The organism is Sessilibacter sp. MAH3, from assembly GCF_054658275.1.
This window is the reverse complement of the sequence record NZ_BAAGIE010000048.1, coordinates 1-15,524: the sequence shown is the minus strand read 5'-3', so window position 1 is coordinate 15,524 and position 15,524 is coordinate 1. Positions and strand designations below refer to the sequence as shown.

Sequence of the window (15,524 nt, the reverse complement as noted above, 5' to 3'; positions counted from 1 at the left end):
TTATATTAGATTATTCATTGATAAACGGTATTCTCAAATAATAATCTAAATATTTTTAGGTTAATCAGAGGTTCCTTTACTTCTACTGCAATTTAATTCGCGTATTTTTGATATTCTATTACTTTTGAGGTTCCCATGGATATAAGCACAATTTTGGCCTTTATTGCGGTGGTGACTTTGTTGGTGGTTTCGCCGGGGCCAAACGGTTTTTTAATTGCGAAAACGGTGCCGTTGTTTGGCAAACAGGCTGGGTTTGCTAATATTGGTGGTTTTGTGGCGGCGTTTTACGTACACGGAACCTTATCCATTTTGGGTATTTCTTTGTTGTTGGTGCAATCGGCGGAGGCGTTTTTTATCTTCAAATTAGTCGGTGCGGCTTATTTAATTTGGATTGGTATCAAGGCATTGTTGAGTGCCTTCAAAGACAAAGGCGTTGTTGCAGATGTGGCTCAAGTTACTGTTAAAAAGAAAGCGTCTTTACGTAAAGCCTTTTTGGAAGGCTTTTTAACCAACGTGTTAAACCCTAAGGTTTCTATGTTTTATCTGGCCGCGTTTCCGCAGTTTATTTCTGTTAATGATAATCCCGTTAATGTGTTTGCATTGGTAACGGCACACGCCATGGTAAATGTGGTGTGGTTTTCTTTAATGATTTATATGTTATCGGGCGTTAAAAAAATGGCCAATGGTGCCCGTTTTAAGCGCTGGTTAAACTCGGTTACAGGTATCGTGTTTATCGCCTTTGGCTCAAAGTTAGCGCTTTTAGAACGCAGTTAGCTTCAGAACATAGCGACAGATAAATCCCGCCTATAATTTTTGTTCAATTCTTAAGTAAATTTATTCGTTGATCGAGCCCTATTTGCTCGGTCAACTCTGCTTTTTAATTGATTGGGTTGAAGCTCGCTTGTGAATTTCTGTGACTACCGGCCTTGTATACTGGGCTTTCGCGTAGGGGAAAATTTTAACCAGTCTAACCAGCGTGTCATTTGTGTTGGTTTATAACCTTGGGTATTTCGATTGGAGTGTCGTTGGGCGTAATATCCACCTCGGGTTTTTTCCTAGATTTTTTCTCTTCAAATAACGGCCAAGCAAGTTCACCAAAAGTTTCGGTAACAGACATATCATCACAGGTGGCTTTTACCTTATCCCATTCTGCCTGTGCGGTTGACCCAACCTGCAAACGCATGGAATTAATAATAGAATCCGTTAACGCCAACATGGGTTTGGCTCTTAGCTCGTCTCGATAAATTGCTACACCACCTAGATTAAAAGTAACACGCACAAATTGATCGGTTGAGACTGGAAAGAATACTAAGCGTCGTAAATCGGGATTATCTAGACCACCGTTATGAATCTGGTGTATATCACACACCACCCCTTGAATACTGTTACTTAAGGGTAATACTCGCCAATGTAAAGGGCCACGGTAATCGGGTTTTTTACCGGAACGATCGTAGCCATAAAGATCATCCAAGTAATTGGCTATAGCGGATTCAAATACTCGTGGATGAAATAAACTACTTTCTTTGAAGATAGAGCCTTTACGCGCCGTAAGTATTACAGCCGTGGCACCCAAACGGGCTTCTTCGCCCACAAACCAAGGGCCGACAAAATACCAGGTATTACGGTAAAACGGCACCACATGCCATTGATTACGGCGAGTATCGCTGCCGGAATTGACATTATAGCGTACACAAAGATCGCCACCGCTCGGGTGTCTGGCATCTACAGTGCGACCGTTGCCATTGAAGCCTAGTATTGGGTTTGCTCGTGGCGCATCAAAATAAAAAACGGAATTACCAAAAAACCATTTATTTAGGCGTGGTTTTGAAAAATACGGGCCGCGTATTTCTGTGACTACCGGCCGTGTATATTGGGCTCTCGCAAACGGAAAGAATTTTAACCAGTCTAACCAGCGTGTCATTTGTGTTGAGCAATAACCTTTGGCGCATCGATCGGCGTAATATCCACCTCGGGTTTTTTCCTAGATTTTTTCTCTTCGAATAACGGCCAAGCAAGTTCACCAAAAGTTTCGGTAATCGACATATCATCACAGGTGGCTTTTACCTTATCCCACTCTGCCTGCGTCTTCGGCCCAACCTGCAAACGCATGGAATTGATAATCGAGTCGGTCAATGCCAACATGGGTTTAGCTCTTAACTCATCCCTGTATATTTCAATACTGCCAAAGCTAAACGTAATGCACACAAATTGGTCGGTTGATACGGGGAAAATAACGAGGCGGTCAACCTCGGGATTGTCTCGACTGCCGTTATGAGTCTGGTGTATATCGCATGCTACACCTTGAATACTGCCACTTAGGGGGAATACCCGCCAATGTAAGGGGCCACGATAAACGGGCTTTTTACCCGAACGACGATAGCCATAGATGTCATCTAGATAATTCGCTATGGCTGACTCAAATACCCGTGGGTGAAACAAACTGCTTTCTTTAAAAATAGAGCCTTTATTCGCCGTAAGTATCGCAGCTGTGGCTCCTAAACGAGCTTCTATTCCGGTAAACCAAGCCCCTACAAAATACCAAGTATTGCGATAAAACGGTATCACATCCCACTGATAGCGGCGGGTATCGGAGCAGGAATTAACATTGTAGCGTATGCAAAGATCGCCACCTCTTGGGTGTCTAGCATCTACAGTGCGACCGTTGCCATTGAAGCCTAGTATTGGGTTTGCTCGTGGCGCATCAAAATAAAACACCGAGTCACCAAAAAACCATTTGTTTAGACGTGGTTTTGAAAAATACGGGCCGCGTATTTCTGTGACTACCGGCCGTGTATACTGGGCTTTCGCAAATGGAAAGAATTTTAACCAATCCCACATAACATTACCGCCGTAGATTTCTTTCTTTAAATTTACTGTAGGCAAATTGAATACCGCCCACCGCACCGGTAACCAAGCCCGCCACGCCAATTGCCCCGGTGGGCATACCGGACAAGGCCGTGCCTGCCACCAAAACGCCAGCACCGGCGAGGGTATTAAAGGCCAGTCCGCCGTTGCCGGTACTTTTTAATAGGTCGCGGTAATTATAGGGGTCGCCTTCGCGTCTGACCCGCTCTAAATTACCCTTGAATGCGCTTAAGCTAGCGCGAATATGGCTGTTACTGTTAAACAGGTTTTTATCGGCAATCATCTCCAATTTTATGATGGTATCGTAGGTGGAGCGCGGATTAGAGGTGGCCCAACACATTTTTACTATGTGTTTTTGATCGGTAAAACGGATATCTTTTGCTGCTAGGGTCATTAAGGCTTGAGTTAACACAACCGAACCACCTCTTTCCGAAGCCCATACAACGCCTTTTTTATTTTTAGATTGCTCCATGGCATCGGCCAATAACCCCGCAAATCCGTAGGTTTGTTTAACTTTTACGGGGTTATAATTGCGCATACCGTTTAATTCGCCACCAACCGGAGAATAAAATAAATCAAAATCGCATTTTAAAGATGCATCACCACCAAACATAGCGTTTAAGCGTTTTACTGCCTCTTCAGCCGCATCTGCGGGTAATTTATAATTTGTGTTGGCAATCACCACATTTCTGTCGTCTTTAGACAAAATTCGACCATTGTTTCTGAATTCAGACTCAATCTTACCACCGCGCGTCCGAGAAACACTGTATACCCCCGGTTTCTGTTGATTTCCTTTAGCAATACTCTCGTATTCACTACTCAGTGTTAAATCAGTAATAACCAGCATTTTGTCGGAGCGTTTTTCTACAGTAGCGGCAATGCCGGGCACAAATACCACAACCTTGTGAAAGCTGTTGGCTTTAAAATCAATTACGTTGGGAATAAATACGTTGTGTTTACCGGTTAACCCGGTCGCTAAGGCATTAAGCTGTTTGATGGCCATCAATGGATAGTAGTAACCGCGATTAGCCGCTTTCATTAAGACCTTGGCGTGTTCTTGAACATTGGGCGCAAACACCACGTCTTTGCCAATGCCGGGAGTATTGAGTTGTAGATATTGCCCTCGGGGTATTAACTTCATGCGAAAATCCCTTTAGTAAAAGTTTGATGAGGAACAGAGTTATAAAATAATTAAACGTGCTTATAGAGTGAAAAATTAAATAAAACCTTTGTAACCATAAGCAATATTTGCGGAAATTTTCGCGATTTTAATTTTTGTAGGATTTTAAAGTGTGACTTATTTCTCACCACACAGTGTTAATATTTATTTTACAAAATTAGTTAAAACCAAAGTATTAGAAAATTACCATAGCATTCCAAAAACCGAATTTAATTCACCTAAAAACCATTTTAAAAACTAACAATCAAATTAAAAAACCCATCAAAACAACTGACATAAAAATCACTTTTAGAGTAATTAGATAATTACAAGAGAAAATATCTTTTTCTAATTTAAATGGTGAGTTCGTTTTTTAGAAGAATCTCAGGTTGAGGTATTTTTTCCTAATAAGTTTTTGATTAGTTTTACGTGTTCTGTAAATTAAAGTGTTTTCTAAAAATGTGTTGCTAGAGGTTTAACTGAACATGAGTTTTTTAATAACATTGTTTGTGTTTTTGGTGAAGTGTAAATTTTGGAATTAATGGTAAATGATTTATTGTGGCCTATTCTCGTGGTTACGTGGTTAAGAATTTATATACTTGTTTTTATTTCATAAAAGGGTTACTCGTAGGAAACGCCGAATAACACATCTCTCATTTAATTAGAGAACACCAATTAAACATACGATTTTGAGTACCTTCACAATTTCAATTCTGTAACGATCGCGAAATTGGTAACACAGTTTGAGCAGCTGGAAATCGTGAGTGAATCTGAGCTTTTGATGTTTAGTTGGGCCTCATTTGCTCGGTCAACTCGCCTCGATTCAGTCTTTTCATTTCAAGTCTTATTCCGTTTAACTCCCGCCTTTTGATCAAGTTGGTTGAAGCGGGGCCTTACTTCATTGAGAATAAGCGTAAGTTAGGCCCAATTGTCATCGCGAGGGATATTCGCGACGTAAGATATGTGGGTTTGAGCCAATGTGTTGACCACGATATCGCGGTTACTGAACAGATTTTGAGACGTTATGGTTACACAAGCAGCCGCTACAGTTTTTGATGCCGATATCGCCATTGTTGGCGGTGGTATGGTGGGTCTTAGCCTTGCCAAGATGCTTGCTCACAGTAATAGCGAGTGGCGTATTGCTGTTATTGAAAGCTTTCCCTTCAAAGAAGCGGAGCCGCTTTATCAGCCGAGTTTTGATTCTAGAAGTTCGGCCATTGCCTATGGCAGTTGCCAGTTATTTGAACAGTTAGGTTTGTGGCAACGCCTAAATCAGCACGCAACGCCGGTTAAAAAGGTTCATGTTTCTGATAAGGGCCACATTGGTGGCAGCAAGATGACTGCCGAAGAATATTCGGTAGATGCATTAGGTTATGTGATTGATAACCAGTGGTTGGGGCAGTGCTTGTTTGAGGCGGTACAGCCGGTGGCTAATATCGAGATTATGGCGCCTAATCAGGTGGCGGAATTAACAGCCATTGATAAGGGGTATGAACTCGTTTTGAGCCCTGGTGAAGGTTCTGACGATACACGTACGCTAAAAACGCGCTTGCTGATTCTTTCCGACGGTATTCACTCGAATTTGAAGCAGAAGCTGGGCATTGCCGTAGACAGCACCGATTACCACTCAACGGCAATCATCAGTAATGTTGAATTCAGTCAGGCACATCAAGGTGTCGCCTACGAGCGCTTCACCTCAACCGGGCCAATGGCGATTTTGCCGCGCGGCGAAAGCACGCGTGCTAATCAAGGCGCATTGATTTGGACGTTACCACCCGATAAGGCTAAAGATATCGCCGAATTAGACGAAACAGCGTTTCTAGCGTGTTTACAAAAAAGCTTTGGCGATCGCGTCGGCCGCTTTACTCGCGTTGGCAGTCGGCATCTTTATCCGCTAAAACTGGTACAGGTTAAGGAGCAGATTCGCTCTCATTTGGCGGTTATGGGCAATGCTGCTCACGCGTTGCATCCCGTAGCTGGCCAAGGCTTTAATCTTTCAATGCGTGATTGTGCGCTGATGACCGAAGTATTAAACCAAGCGTGGCGCGAGGCGCCGGACTCTTTTGGTTGCCTTAAACAGCTGCAAACCTATATGGATTTGCGCAGTCGAGATCAATTCACCACCATTCAATTCAGCCATTGGTTGCCCAAACTATTCTCTACCAGTCAACTCGCCTCGGCAGCATTCCGTGGTTTGGGCTTGCTGGGTTTAGAGCTGTTTCCGGTGGGCAAAAAACAATTGGCGTTACAAAGCATGGGTAAAGTTGGCCGCAGCGCGCGTTTGTAGGTGCGAGCCGAGTCTGCTTTTTAAAAAGGTTTTATCGTGGATACAGAACACAACGAACAGCCCAACAACACGCTCTACGATGTGATTATTGTCGGTGCAGGATTGGTCGGCGCTTGCTTTGCGTCGCTGCTAAAATCGGCGCGGGGTAAAAATGGCCAGCGTTTAAACATTGCCGTGGTTGAGGCTGGCGCACCGCCCAAACCGGTGGATTTATCCAGCGATAGCGCGGTGAGCGAGAGCGGTTTTGACCCTCGTGTAGTCGCGTTAACTCGCAGTTCTCAAGACACGCTAGCGAGTATTGGTGCTTGGAAGAGGGTAGAAGCTTTACGCTGTTGTCCTTACACCGATATGCACGTTTGGGACGGCGACGGCACCGGCAGTATTCATTTCAACAGTTTTGATATTGGCGAAACCGATCTTGGTCATATTGTAGAAAACTCGGTGGCTTTGCACGGTGTGCTGCAAACCTTAGCGAACGCTAGCAACGTAGAAATGATCTACGGCGATGGTGTTGAGCAGCTTGGCGGTGACCAACAGCAACGCTCATTAATTTTGTCGTCGGGCCGCGTGTTAAGCGCGCCGTTAATTGTTGCCGCCGATGGCAGTCGCTCAAAAATTCGAGAGCTCGCCGCCATAGCAGTGCGCCAGTGGAGTTACGGTCATCAAGCCATTGTGACCACCGTGCAAACCGAGCGTAGCCACCAATTTACGGCGTGGCAGCGATTTTTATCCACAGGGCCATTGGCCTTTTTACCTCTGCACGAAGCCACCAAAGGCCAAAACGCCAGTCACTTTTGTTCCATTGTTTGGTCGTTGGATACCGACGTTGCCGAACAAATGATGGCGCTTTCTGACGACGAATTTAAACAGGAGCTGGGCCGTGCCTTTGAGCATCGCTTAGGCGATATTGTTGCGGTGGATAAACGCTACAGTTTGCCGCTGTGGCAACGTCACGCGCGCGAATACATTCAGCCGGGTTTGGCCTTAATTGGCGATGCTGCGCACAGTATTCATCCGTTGGCGGGCCAAGGTGTGAATCTTGGATTTTTAGATGCCAAGGTGTTGGCCGAAGAAGTGATTCGTGCCCACAAAAGCGGATTAAACCTCAACGATTTTAGCCTGTTAAGACGCTTTCAACGGCGCCGCAAAGGTCATAATCTTGCGGTTATGGCGATTATGGAAGGCTTTAAACGTTTATTTGGTGCGCGCAATTTAACGGTTCGTTTGTTGCGCAATATAGGAATTAAACAAGTGGATCGCCTGCCGCTTATCAAACACACCATTGCCCGTGAAATTCTCAGCAGCGGCAAAAATTAATCCATGCGAATTCTTCCGTTATTCATTTGTGCCTGTATTTTATTTACCGCTGCTAAAGCGTTTGCTTGCTCTTGTATGTACAGTGATGAACCGCTTGCAGATCAAGTGAAAAGTGCTTTTATTGAAGCGCCTGCGGTTGTGTTAGCGAAAGCGGAATCTGTTGAGGGTATTGATCCTTATAGTCTTACTGAAACAACCGAAGACGGTGAAAAGCAGACTGTTGATTACTTTGCCACAGAAATAACGGAATTTGTTGCTTTGCAGTCGTGGAAAGGTGAGCACGGCAAGCGTTTTTACACCAAAATCCAAGTGAGCTGTTGTTTGTGTGGTTACAGTTTTCAAGAAGGTGTTACTTATTTGTTGTATTTATATGGCCCTAGTGAAGACGGTTATTACAGCACCAGTTCCTGTACTCGCACGCAACAAGTAAGAGCGCAAACTCAGCAAGAAATCGATATTTTAAATACGCTTGATGCTTTATCGCTTATCGAAGACGCCAAGCCAACTCATTCAGATCAGTAGCTCAAGACACGTTAAATACCTATGAAAAAAATGCCTATTTTATTTTTGTTAAATGCTTTTTACATGATCGCGCTAGTGGCGGGCTCCGTTGCTTGGTTTGCGTCTAAAGATACCGTTGGTGTGGTTTTTGGCTTAGCGCTGCTGGTGTGCGCGGTGTTAATTTTTAAAGGCATTCGCTTGGGTTATATCTTTGCGGCGGTGTTATCGGTGGGCATGTTAAAACTGTCCATCGATAAATACTCGGGTGTTTATGAAGAAAGCATCAAACACACGGTGAGCTCATTGGCACTCATCAGCGTTGTGCTGGCGATTGTATTGCACGAAACCTACGCAAAAAAAATACGCAACCAAGACGGTGATTCAGAAGCTGAGAGTTAATCAGAGCAGAGAAATGGAGAATATGGCCTCTCATTTCTTATCCACTTAAGGAACCTCTGATTAACTCATCCATGATTTAATCAGAGGACAGAAATTGAAAATGCGATTTCCAATTTCTTCACAATTTCAATCACTTATAGTTCTTGAAATTGGCGACACATCCTTGTGTCGCCGGAAACTCTAGGTTAATCAGAGTTTCCTTAAATCATTTTGTAGATTTTGATCGTTAATTTCCTCCTTAAAGTGATTATTACCGACAACGTAATGCTCTATGTTTTCGCAAAGTTATACAAAGTTGAATGATCACTTAGGCGGCCTATTCGTTTTGCTTTAGTATCGGCCAGCGGTGTGACAAGGCTTTAGAAAATATTATTAATTACGGCTTAATCTAATCAAGGTTTTCGGTAATCTTAACGTGTTAAGAACTAGGTCTTCACGCCGATTAGCCGTTTATTTAGGCATCAAACAATTGCAAAAGTGGAAGGTAGGCAGTGGTTAACAAGAAGCGTGTATTCCGTAAAATCAGTAGTGTCTTTAAAAAATCGTTACTCGCGCCAAGTCTTATTGGTGGTGCGCTGCTAACTCAGGCTCTAATGATTCCCACCGCAACCGCATTTGCCACGCCTGAAACACCCGTACAATATATTCCACTGACGGGTCCTCTCGCGAAGGGCGAATCCGAAATGTCGGCGTTAACTTGGTGTGATGATACGTTGGTGATTTTTCCGCAATACCCCGATTTTCAAGGCCGCAAAAACGCTTCGGTTTACACGCTAAAAAAATCCGATATTCTCGATTTTCTACGTAATCAAAACTCAATTTCCATCACAGCCGAACCCAGCACCGATGTTAAAACCAATAATTTTGGTATTACGAAAAATACATTCACTGCACTAACACCCAAAGCGTTAAAAGTAAAAGGTAATAAATTACTGCGCTCGGCATCGGGTTACGAAGGTGTCGAAGCTGCCGTGTGTGAAAATAACCAACTCACACTGGCGTTAGAGCTGGATCGCTTAGGTGGCAGCGAAGCGACCCAATTAGTAAAAGCGCATTTAGAAGACAATAAACTGGTGATTGATGCTTTGGGGCAGACTTTACCGAGCCCATCGGGCATTGGCAATAAAGGCAATGAAGCCTTAGTGAAAACAGCAAACGGTCTGTTAAGTATTCACGAAGTGAATGATTTTGATGTGATGAATAACGATCCTATCGCATTTTATTTAGAAAGTTTTGACGCGAACTACATAGAAATTCCCTTCGTAAATTTAAGCTACCGAATTACCGATGCCACCACCTTAGATGCCGAGAATAAATTTTGGGTTATTAATTACCAGTACCAAGGCGACAAGACTTTATCGAAAACCAACGACGATTACGGCAAAAAATACGGCAAAGGGCTTAGTCACCAAAAACGCAATTACGTTGAGCGCTTGGTTGAGCTGCAACTCAGAGAATCAGGTGTGATATTTACCAACACCGCACCCATTCAATTACAACTTACCGGCAAAGATGGCCGCAACTGGGAAGGTATCGTTCGTTTGGATGATATTGGCTTTTTGCTAGTGACCGACAAACATCCCCAGTCTTTGCTGGGCTTTGTGCCTTTTAATAAAGACTTAAACTACTAAATTTCAGAAAAATTATTGATTAGCAATTTCTTCACGTTGATTTAAGTTGGTTACAAATACATTTTTATGTTGATTGATAACTTCAAAACGAGTAGAGATTGCAAAAGATTATGGACGGCAATAGAGTAGTCTGGCTGATGGAGTTTATTGTTCGAAACGATTCATTTTCTACGGTTAATTTTATAAACTCGTTTTAGCTTTCTAGGATCTACAATTGGGGCGTCTGGATCACTATTGGCTCTCTGTTGCGTTTCGTTTTCACTTATAGCGAGAACCCTTCTTACGTTAAATTCTGGAGCTTTTTTTGAGCCTTTTACATGAATTTTTATAAATGATTTATTCATTCTTGTGCCTTCTTCTGATTTTTATTTTTTTAAGTTCTTCTTCCGTAAATGGTAAAGAATCCGGATCGTTTTTGGCTCTCTCTAAAATTTCTTCTTCTGTTAACTTGTCGGAATTTGTAAAGTCGATATCGTCGATGTCTAAAGGTTTTTCTTTAGAATGTTCTTTTTCAATTATTTTGTTCACAATTAATACCTTGATGTTTCGTAAAGCTTCCGCTCCGATTTGACTGCCCTACGTACAGAAATCAGGCGTGTTATGCCTCTAGCTTTGATTGTGTAAACAACATACAAAAGCTTGGTGCGATTGTCCATGCCAATAAGAATGTATCGCTCTTCATTATAATTAAATCTATTATCTTCAAATTCAATTGCGTTTATATCATCAAATACGGGAATACCCGCTTTAAGTGGCATTTCGTGTTTTTGCTGATTGATTCTGTCTTTCTCTTCATCCCATTCGAAGAGCATAATATTCCTTAAAGTCGGATCAAAATGCTAATGACTAGTCATGCTGAAAGTGTCAGTCTAAAAAATTACCAGTTCGGTGAGTATAATGATTGAATGGGTTTTACGGTGATGCTTGAATCACATAAATATAGAGTCATTTGTATCTATAAATTTTAAGAGATAGGCTGTCTTAACATTGTGAGGTATAACGACTTTTGTGGTTAAATGTTCAAGAGTTTAGACGTGACTCTAAAATCTGCATTTGATATTTTTTATTGATTAGGACGCTACTCTGAACACATTTTCTATTAATTCTGCAACCGATATTTTGTGGCATTTTCTCGCAGGTTTTTCTGTGGCTAATGTTAATCCACACAATGCGAGTGTTATGGTGGTGTATGGTTGCAATGATGTCAGAGTAGCTTCAGCCGCTGTAAATGCGTATTTTGATGGCGGTGAACCTTGGGTAATTATTAGCGGCGGTTTTGGGCGTTTAAGTCGGCAGGAGTTTGTTTTATCGGAAGCGGAAACTTTTGCGGAGCAAATGCAGGCTGAGGGTGTCCCTTCTGAGAAACTGGTATTAGAAAATCACGCAACAAATACTGGTGAAAATACCTTGTTTTCTAAACACATTATTGAGCAATCAGGTTTTGATACGCGCAATATTTTACTGGTTTGCAAAAATATTATGCGGCCCAGAGTTTGGGCGAGCGCCCAAAAATTCTGGTTTGATGACGATTTTTCGGAACGATCATTACCTCTGCGTGACCGGTTTGCCGATTACGTGCAATCTGGTAGTAGAATTCAAATTCAGCTATTAAGCCCAACGCTCAATTGGTTGGAGTTTAATCAGCAGTCTAGGCTCAGCAAGGCGGAGTTTATCGCTAATGTAGAGCACAATCGTGCAATGATGGTCGGTGAGATCGATCGCCTTGTGCAATATCCGCGTTTGGGTCATCAAATATCGCTAAAAATTCCCGAAACTGTATTACATGCTCAGCAGTTTCTTGTTAAAAAGGGCTATGGAAAATATTTGTTGAGCTCATAATGGCCGAAAGTTTAAAAGACGTATATTCAAAAGATTATATTGAATCCCTCGCAACTGCCGTATTTGATACCTATCCGCAGTTTAATCGCAAAAAATTCATTGCCACTATTTTTGATAAAAGCTGGCCTGAGAAGCCTCTAAAGGCGCGTATGCAGCATATTGCCTGTAGTCTTAGGCTTTTTTTGCCGGATAATTATCGCGCCTGCTTGGAAGTGTTAAAAACCATAGCTCCGGAGTTTGCCGGTGGCGAACAAGGCGGTTATTCGGGCATGTTTTTACCTGAATACGTATCATTATTTGGCTTGCACGATTACACGTCGTCGATAAACGCATTGGAGTGGTTTACGCGCTTTTCGAGCAGCGAGTTCGCCATTCGTCCGTTCATTGTCAAACATCCAGAACGTACTATGACGCAAATGCTTAAGTGGTGTGAACACGAAAATTACCACGTTAGACGTTTGGCGTCAGAGGGTTGCAGGCCTCGCCTACCTTGGGCGAGCGCGCTCAATTTGTTCAAAAAAGATCCAAGTCCTATTTTGCCGATTCTGGAAACACTCAAACACGACGAGAGTCTGTATGTGCGGCGAAGTGTGGCTAACAATCTCAACGATATTTCTAAAGATCATCCACAGATAGTGGAGAAAATCGCCCACGATTGGCTGCAAGAAAACAATCCTCATAGCGAATGGATTGTGAAACACGGTTGCAGAGGATTATTAAAGGCAAGTTCGCCTGAAATGTTGGCGCTATTTGGTTTTACGCCGCCGAGCAACATGACACTGGTAAACTGGCAGTGCAGTCCATCAGTGCCTTTTAGTGGCGAATTGACGTTCGAATTTGATATCAATGGCGCCGCTGGTAAAAATAACCCCTTGCCGCTTGGTAACCTGCGCCTAGAATACGCGTTGTCGTTTATGAAGGCCAATGGCAAGCTGTCACGAAAAGTCTTTAAAATCTCCGAATCAGAGGTTAAATCGAACACCAAAAGTGTTTCTAAAAGACATTCTTTTAAGCCGATTAGCACCAGAACCTATTATCCCGGCGAGCATCATCTAGAGATTATTGTTAATGGTGTGAGTTTGATGAAGGATATCTTTATACTGCAAGAAAAATAGCAGCCGGCCGACGCTGAGTTCTTAACACGCGAGGCTAGGTTTACTCGGATGCTAAATTCACACAAATGACAGTTAAGGCGCGGAATTTCCGTGAATATTAATTTATGAAATTGACGATGAAAAAGACCATTACATTGGCATTGTTGTCGAGTGTAATGATGGCAGCAAACGCCGACGAAACCTTGGTCGGCAGCAACGGACGTAAAGTTATTCTTAAAGACGACGGTAGTTGGGAATACGCATCGGAAAGTATCTTTGTGGATACCAAAAGCGGTCGTCGCGCAGAACTAAAAGTTGATGGTAGCTGGGAATACGTTGGTTTGGCGCCGGTTCAAGAAGACACCCAATATCGTGAATTGGACATAGACGTTTCTGTGGTTTCTGCCGATATTGAAGAGTATCTAGAAAAAGTGGGTTCCGGTAAAAATACTCGACGCGAAGCCTACACAAATTTTCATCTTGATGTGACCGTTGCGCAAACGTCGGATCTTAAATTGGTGATTTCCGAATTTAATAAAGACGGAATCCGCATTCGCGATAACAAAGGTAAAATCTATCCGGTTATTGCTATCGAATCGGAAAGCTCACAGTTAAAAGCCGGTGATACCGCTCGTTTGTTGGTGAAGGCTAAGGGCGCGCCGGGTGGTTTGGTAAAAACCAAATATCTTCGCATCAATATTGATGAAGACGTATTTAAAACCGAGCAACCCATTGAGTTAGAAATTGAATACGACGATTTAGACATTAGCCGTACTCGAAAATAAAAAGTTTTTTAACCTGAGTTTCTTATACAATTAAACAAGCACGGTTAAGCGAGAATGGTCTCGTTTAATTGTGCTTTTAAGTTCTTCTACATTTCTACCCTTATCTGATCCCTACCCGCTTCTTTAGCTCGATAGAGCGCCGCGTCTGCCCTTGCTACAACCACTTTTAAACTCTGCGACGGTAATTCTTGGCGTTTAAATTTTGTGATGCCACCGGAAATGGTTACCGATGGTAATTGCTCGCCGGTTTTGGTGTTTTTCCAGCGTAAATTTTTAACGGCGGTTCGTATTTTGTCGGCAACAATTTGTGTGCCGTTAATATCGGTATCCATCAGTAATACCAAAAATTCCTCGCCGCCATAGCGCACACATAAATCTTGCCCGCGAACCTTAGATTGAATTTCTTTGGCAACATGCTTAATTACGTGATCGCCAAAAACATGGCCGTAGCAATCGTTAACTTGTTTGAAGTGATCAATGTCGAAGAGAAGTAGCGTAATATTAAAACCGGTATTTAAGTCGATAGATTCAGTAATTTTAGTTAATTTTTTATCAAGACCGTGGCGGTTTAATAATCCCGATAAAGGATCAAGTGTAGCTTCTTCTTCAAGTTTGGCCAGATTAGCTCGTAAAGACTTTGTCTCTTGTTCGGCTTCTATTAATTTATTTTTTAAATGTTCTTGTTCTTTACGGAATTGTTTTGTGGCCGAATAAAGGGCAGTAATCAGTTTTTGCGCGGAGCTTTTGTCTTGGTTTAGTAAAATTTTTTCGCTCGACAATAATTTGTTTTCGTAGCTAGTAACGCTTTCTTGAGATTTTCCTAATTCGGTTAGTGTGCCGTTAATTATTTGCGACAAAGGCTCGGCAAAACTCAGCTCTAATTCTTTAGAGCCGTGAATGCAGTTAAAATATAAATCCTGCAAGACAAAGTCATTGATGTCGGAGTTTTCCGACGTTAACTTATTGTAAGCACTGATTAATTCTTGATTTGAACCAGAAAAAATTTCATAGGTGACAGAATAATTAAGCGGAATAGGTTTAATTTTATGTTGTTCAAAAAAGCCTAAACATTGATTAAATATAAGCTTAGACTGATCAATGGTGTGCTTGTAGATCATTGGTCGAGATTCCGGTCAGTTACAGATCTTTAAAACTGAATTAACAGTCTAATTCAATTTTTGAGAATTCCCAGTTTTTAAAAATAACTATTTAAGGCTCTAATTAGCTCATCCATGATTTAATCAGATGACAAAAAATGAAAATACGATTTCCAATTTCTTAATAACTTCAATCACTTACTGTTATTGAAGTTGGCGACAGATCCTTATGTTGCAAGAAACAGTAGGTTAATTAGAGTTTCCTATAATTCCACATTGTAAAAATGCCTGTTCGAATAATAAGGCGAGTTTTTTATTCTGGTAGATAGTCTTGAACAAAAATTACCATATTTCCAGTCAGTATCGATTCCAATATAAAAACAAATTGTTTTTCATAATTGAATTATTGGCAGCTAATGTTTGAAAGAAAAAATTAGAAAGGAATTAACAAAATAAATAAGAATTTTAATGCGGCTTGGTTTCGGATAATAAGTGCAATTTTCTTGAAAAGAGGCCAGCTGGTATAGTCGGCCATTTTTCTCGCCAAAGG

General features: G+C 42.0%; 16 protein-coding genes. 9 read left to right on the top strand and 7 right to left on the bottom strand.

Annotation, left to right across the window (positions count from 1 at the left end):
* The first annotated feature begins 135 nt into the window (after positions 1–135).
* Positions 136–774 (top strand): LysE family translocator, encoded by a 639-nt coding sequence (locus ACYQ2C_RS17985; protein ID WP_460104520.1) that lies wholly within the window; start codon positions 136–138, stop codon positions 772–774.
* Positions 775–979: 205 nt separating this feature from the next.
* Here ACYQ2C_RS17985 and ACYQ2C_RS17980 read toward each other — a convergent pair whose 3' ends face one another.
* From ACYQ2C_RS17980 to ACYQ2C_RS17970, 3 genes are read right to left on the bottom strand one after another with little or no spacing between them, the layout of a single operon-like run.
* Positions 980–1,921: a hypothetical protein gene (locus ACYQ2C_RS17980; RefSeq protein WP_460104522.1), complete on the bottom strand. Its 942-nt coding sequence runs from the start codon at positions 1,919–1,921 to the stop codon at positions 980–982.
* Positions 1,918–2,883 carry a hypothetical protein gene (locus tag ACYQ2C_RS17975; protein WP_460104524.1) on the bottom strand — a complete coding sequence of 322 codons (966 nt, stop codon included), beginning with the start codon at positions 2,881–2,883 and terminating at the stop codon, positions 1,918–1,920. Before ACYQ2C_RS17975 ends, ACYQ2C_RS17980 begins: the two co-directional genes overlap by 4 nt.
* The gene (locus tag ACYQ2C_RS17970) at positions 2,843–4,006 is read right to left on the bottom strand and encodes a hypothetical protein (RefSeq protein WP_460104525.1); all 1,164 of its coding nucleotides are present in this window, start codon (positions 4,004–4,006) and stop codon (positions 2,843–2,845) included. Before ACYQ2C_RS17970 ends, ACYQ2C_RS17975 begins: the two co-directional genes overlap by 41 nt.
* Positions 4,007–5,048: 1,042 nt before the next feature.
* On the opposite strand from ACYQ2C_RS17970, the gene ubiH reads away from it, so the two are divergent.
* The 5 genes from ubiH to ACYQ2C_RS17945 all read left to right on the top strand — a co-directional run bounded on the left by ubiH (position 5,049) and on the right by ACYQ2C_RS17945 (position 10,159).
* On the top strand, positions 5,049–6,311 hold the full coding sequence (ubiH, locus tag ACYQ2C_RS17965) for a 2-octaprenyl-6-methoxyphenyl hydroxylase (RefSeq protein WP_460104527.1): 1,263 nt from the start codon (positions 5,049–5,051) through the stop codon (positions 6,309–6,311).
* A gap of 36 nt (positions 6,312–6,347) precedes the next feature.
* On the top strand, positions 6,348–7,628 hold the full coding sequence (locus ACYQ2C_RS17960; protein WP_460104528.1) for a UbiH/UbiF/VisC/COQ6 family ubiquinone biosynthesis hydroxylase: 1,281 nt from the start codon (positions 6,348–6,350) through the stop codon (positions 7,626–7,628).
* 3 nt (positions 7,629–7,631) lie between these two features.
* Complete coding sequence (locus ACYQ2C_RS17955) at positions 7,632–8,150, top strand: hypothetical protein (RefSeq protein WP_460104530.1); 519 nt, start codon at positions 7,632–7,634, stop codon at positions 8,148–8,150.
* Positions 8,151–8,171: 21 nt separating this feature from the next.
* A complete protein-coding gene (locus ACYQ2C_RS17950) occupies positions 8,172–8,528 on the top strand; it encodes a hypothetical protein (RefSeq protein WP_460047199.1) in 357 nt (118 codons plus the stop codon).
* Positions 8,529–9,019: 491 nt separating this feature from the next.
* Positions 9,020–10,159, top strand: a complete 1,140-nt coding sequence (locus ACYQ2C_RS17945; protein ID WP_460104532.1) for a hypothetical protein — start codon at positions 9,020–9,022, stop codon at positions 10,157–10,159.
* Positions 10,160–10,320: 161 nt separating this feature from the next.
* Here the strand turns inward: ACYQ2C_RS17945 and ACYQ2C_RS17940 are convergent, their stop codons facing one another.
* Genes ACYQ2C_RS17940 through ACYQ2C_RS17930 form a run of 3 tightly spaced genes read right to left on the bottom strand, consistent with a single transcriptional unit; the run spans position 10,321 to position 10,971 of the window.
* Positions 10,321–10,503 (bottom strand): hypothetical protein, encoded by a 183-nt coding sequence (locus ACYQ2C_RS17940; protein WP_460047201.1) that lies wholly within the window; start codon positions 10,501–10,503, stop codon positions 10,321–10,323.
* Positions 10,496–10,687 carry a hypothetical protein gene (locus ACYQ2C_RS17935; protein ID WP_460047202.1) on the bottom strand — a complete coding sequence of 64 codons (192 nt, stop codon included), beginning with the start codon at positions 10,685–10,687 and terminating at the stop codon, positions 10,496–10,498. The genes ACYQ2C_RS17940 and ACYQ2C_RS17935 overlap by 8 nt, the downstream gene beginning before the upstream one ends.
* Positions 10,688–10,689: 2 nt before the next feature.
* A complete protein-coding gene (locus ACYQ2C_RS17930; protein ID WP_460047203.1) occupies positions 10,690–10,971 on the bottom strand; it encodes a BrnT family toxin in 282 nt (93 codons plus the stop codon).
* Between the two features lie 334 nt (positions 10,972–11,305).
* On the opposite strand from ACYQ2C_RS17930, the gene ACYQ2C_RS17925 reads away from it, so the two are divergent.
* From ACYQ2C_RS17925 to ACYQ2C_RS17915, 3 genes are all read left to right on the top strand, one after another.
* Complete coding sequence (locus ACYQ2C_RS17925; protein ID WP_460104534.1) at positions 11,306–11,998, top strand: YdcF family protein; 693 nt, start codon at positions 11,306–11,308, stop codon at positions 11,996–11,998.
* Positions 11,998–13,113, top strand: a complete 1,116-nt coding sequence (locus ACYQ2C_RS17920) for a DNA alkylation repair protein (RefSeq protein ID WP_460104536.1) — start codon at positions 11,998–12,000, stop codon at positions 13,111–13,113. Before ACYQ2C_RS17925 ends, ACYQ2C_RS17920 begins: the two co-directional genes overlap by 1 nt.
* Before the next feature lie 116 nt (positions 13,114–13,229).
* Complete coding sequence (locus ACYQ2C_RS17915) at positions 13,230–13,877, top strand: DUF3157 family protein (protein ID WP_460104538.1); 648 nt, start codon at positions 13,230–13,232, stop codon at positions 13,875–13,877.
* Between the two features lie 86 nt (positions 13,878–13,963).
* Here ACYQ2C_RS17915 and ACYQ2C_RS17910 read toward each other — a convergent pair whose 3' ends face one another.
* A complete protein-coding gene (locus tag ACYQ2C_RS17910) occupies positions 13,964–14,995 on the bottom strand; it encodes a diguanylate cyclase (protein ID WP_460104539.1) in 1,032 nt (343 codons plus the stop codon).
* Positions 14,996–15,524 lie beyond the last annotated feature (529 nt).

Coding starts and splice junctions, on each gene's coding strand:
- ACYQ2C_RS17985 (WP_460104520.1), top strand. CDS start 136: ATGGATATAAGCACAATTTTGGCCTTTATTGCGGTGGTGACTTTGTTG.
- ACYQ2C_RS17980 (WP_460104522.1), bottom strand. CDS start 1,921: ATGACACGCTGGTTAGACTGGTTAAAATTCTTTCCGTTTGCGAGAGCC.
- ACYQ2C_RS17970 (WP_460104525.1), bottom strand. CDS start 4,006: ATGAAGTTAATACCCCGAGGGCAATATCTACAACTCAATACTCCCGGC.
- ubiH (WP_460104527.1), top strand. CDS start 5,049: ATGGTTACACAAGCAGCCGCTACAGTTTTTGATGCCGATATCGCCATT.
- ACYQ2C_RS17955 (WP_460104530.1), top strand. CDS start 7,632: ATGCGAATTCTTCCGTTATTCATTTGTGCCTGTATTTTATTTACCGCT.
- ACYQ2C_RS17950 (WP_460047199.1), top strand. CDS start 8,172: ATGAAAAAAATGCCTATTTTATTTTTGTTAAATGCTTTTTACATGATC.
- ACYQ2C_RS17940 (WP_460047201.1), bottom strand. CDS start 10,503: ATGAATAAATCATTTATAAAAATTCATGTAAAAGGCTCAAAAAAAGCT.
- ACYQ2C_RS17930 (WP_460047203.1), bottom strand. CDS start 10,971: ATGCTCTTCGAATGGGATGAAGAGAAAGACAGAATCAATCAGCAAAAA.
- ACYQ2C_RS17920 (WP_460104536.1), top strand. CDS start 11,998: ATGGCCGAAAGTTTAAAAGACGTATATTCAAAAGATTATATTGAATCC.
- ACYQ2C_RS17915 (WP_460104538.1), top strand. CDS start 13,230: ATGAAAAAGACCATTACATTGGCATTGTTGTCGAGTGTAATGATGGCA.
- ACYQ2C_RS17910 (WP_460104539.1), bottom strand. CDS start 14,995: ATGATCTACAAGCACACCATTGATCAGTCTAAGCTTATATTTAATCAA.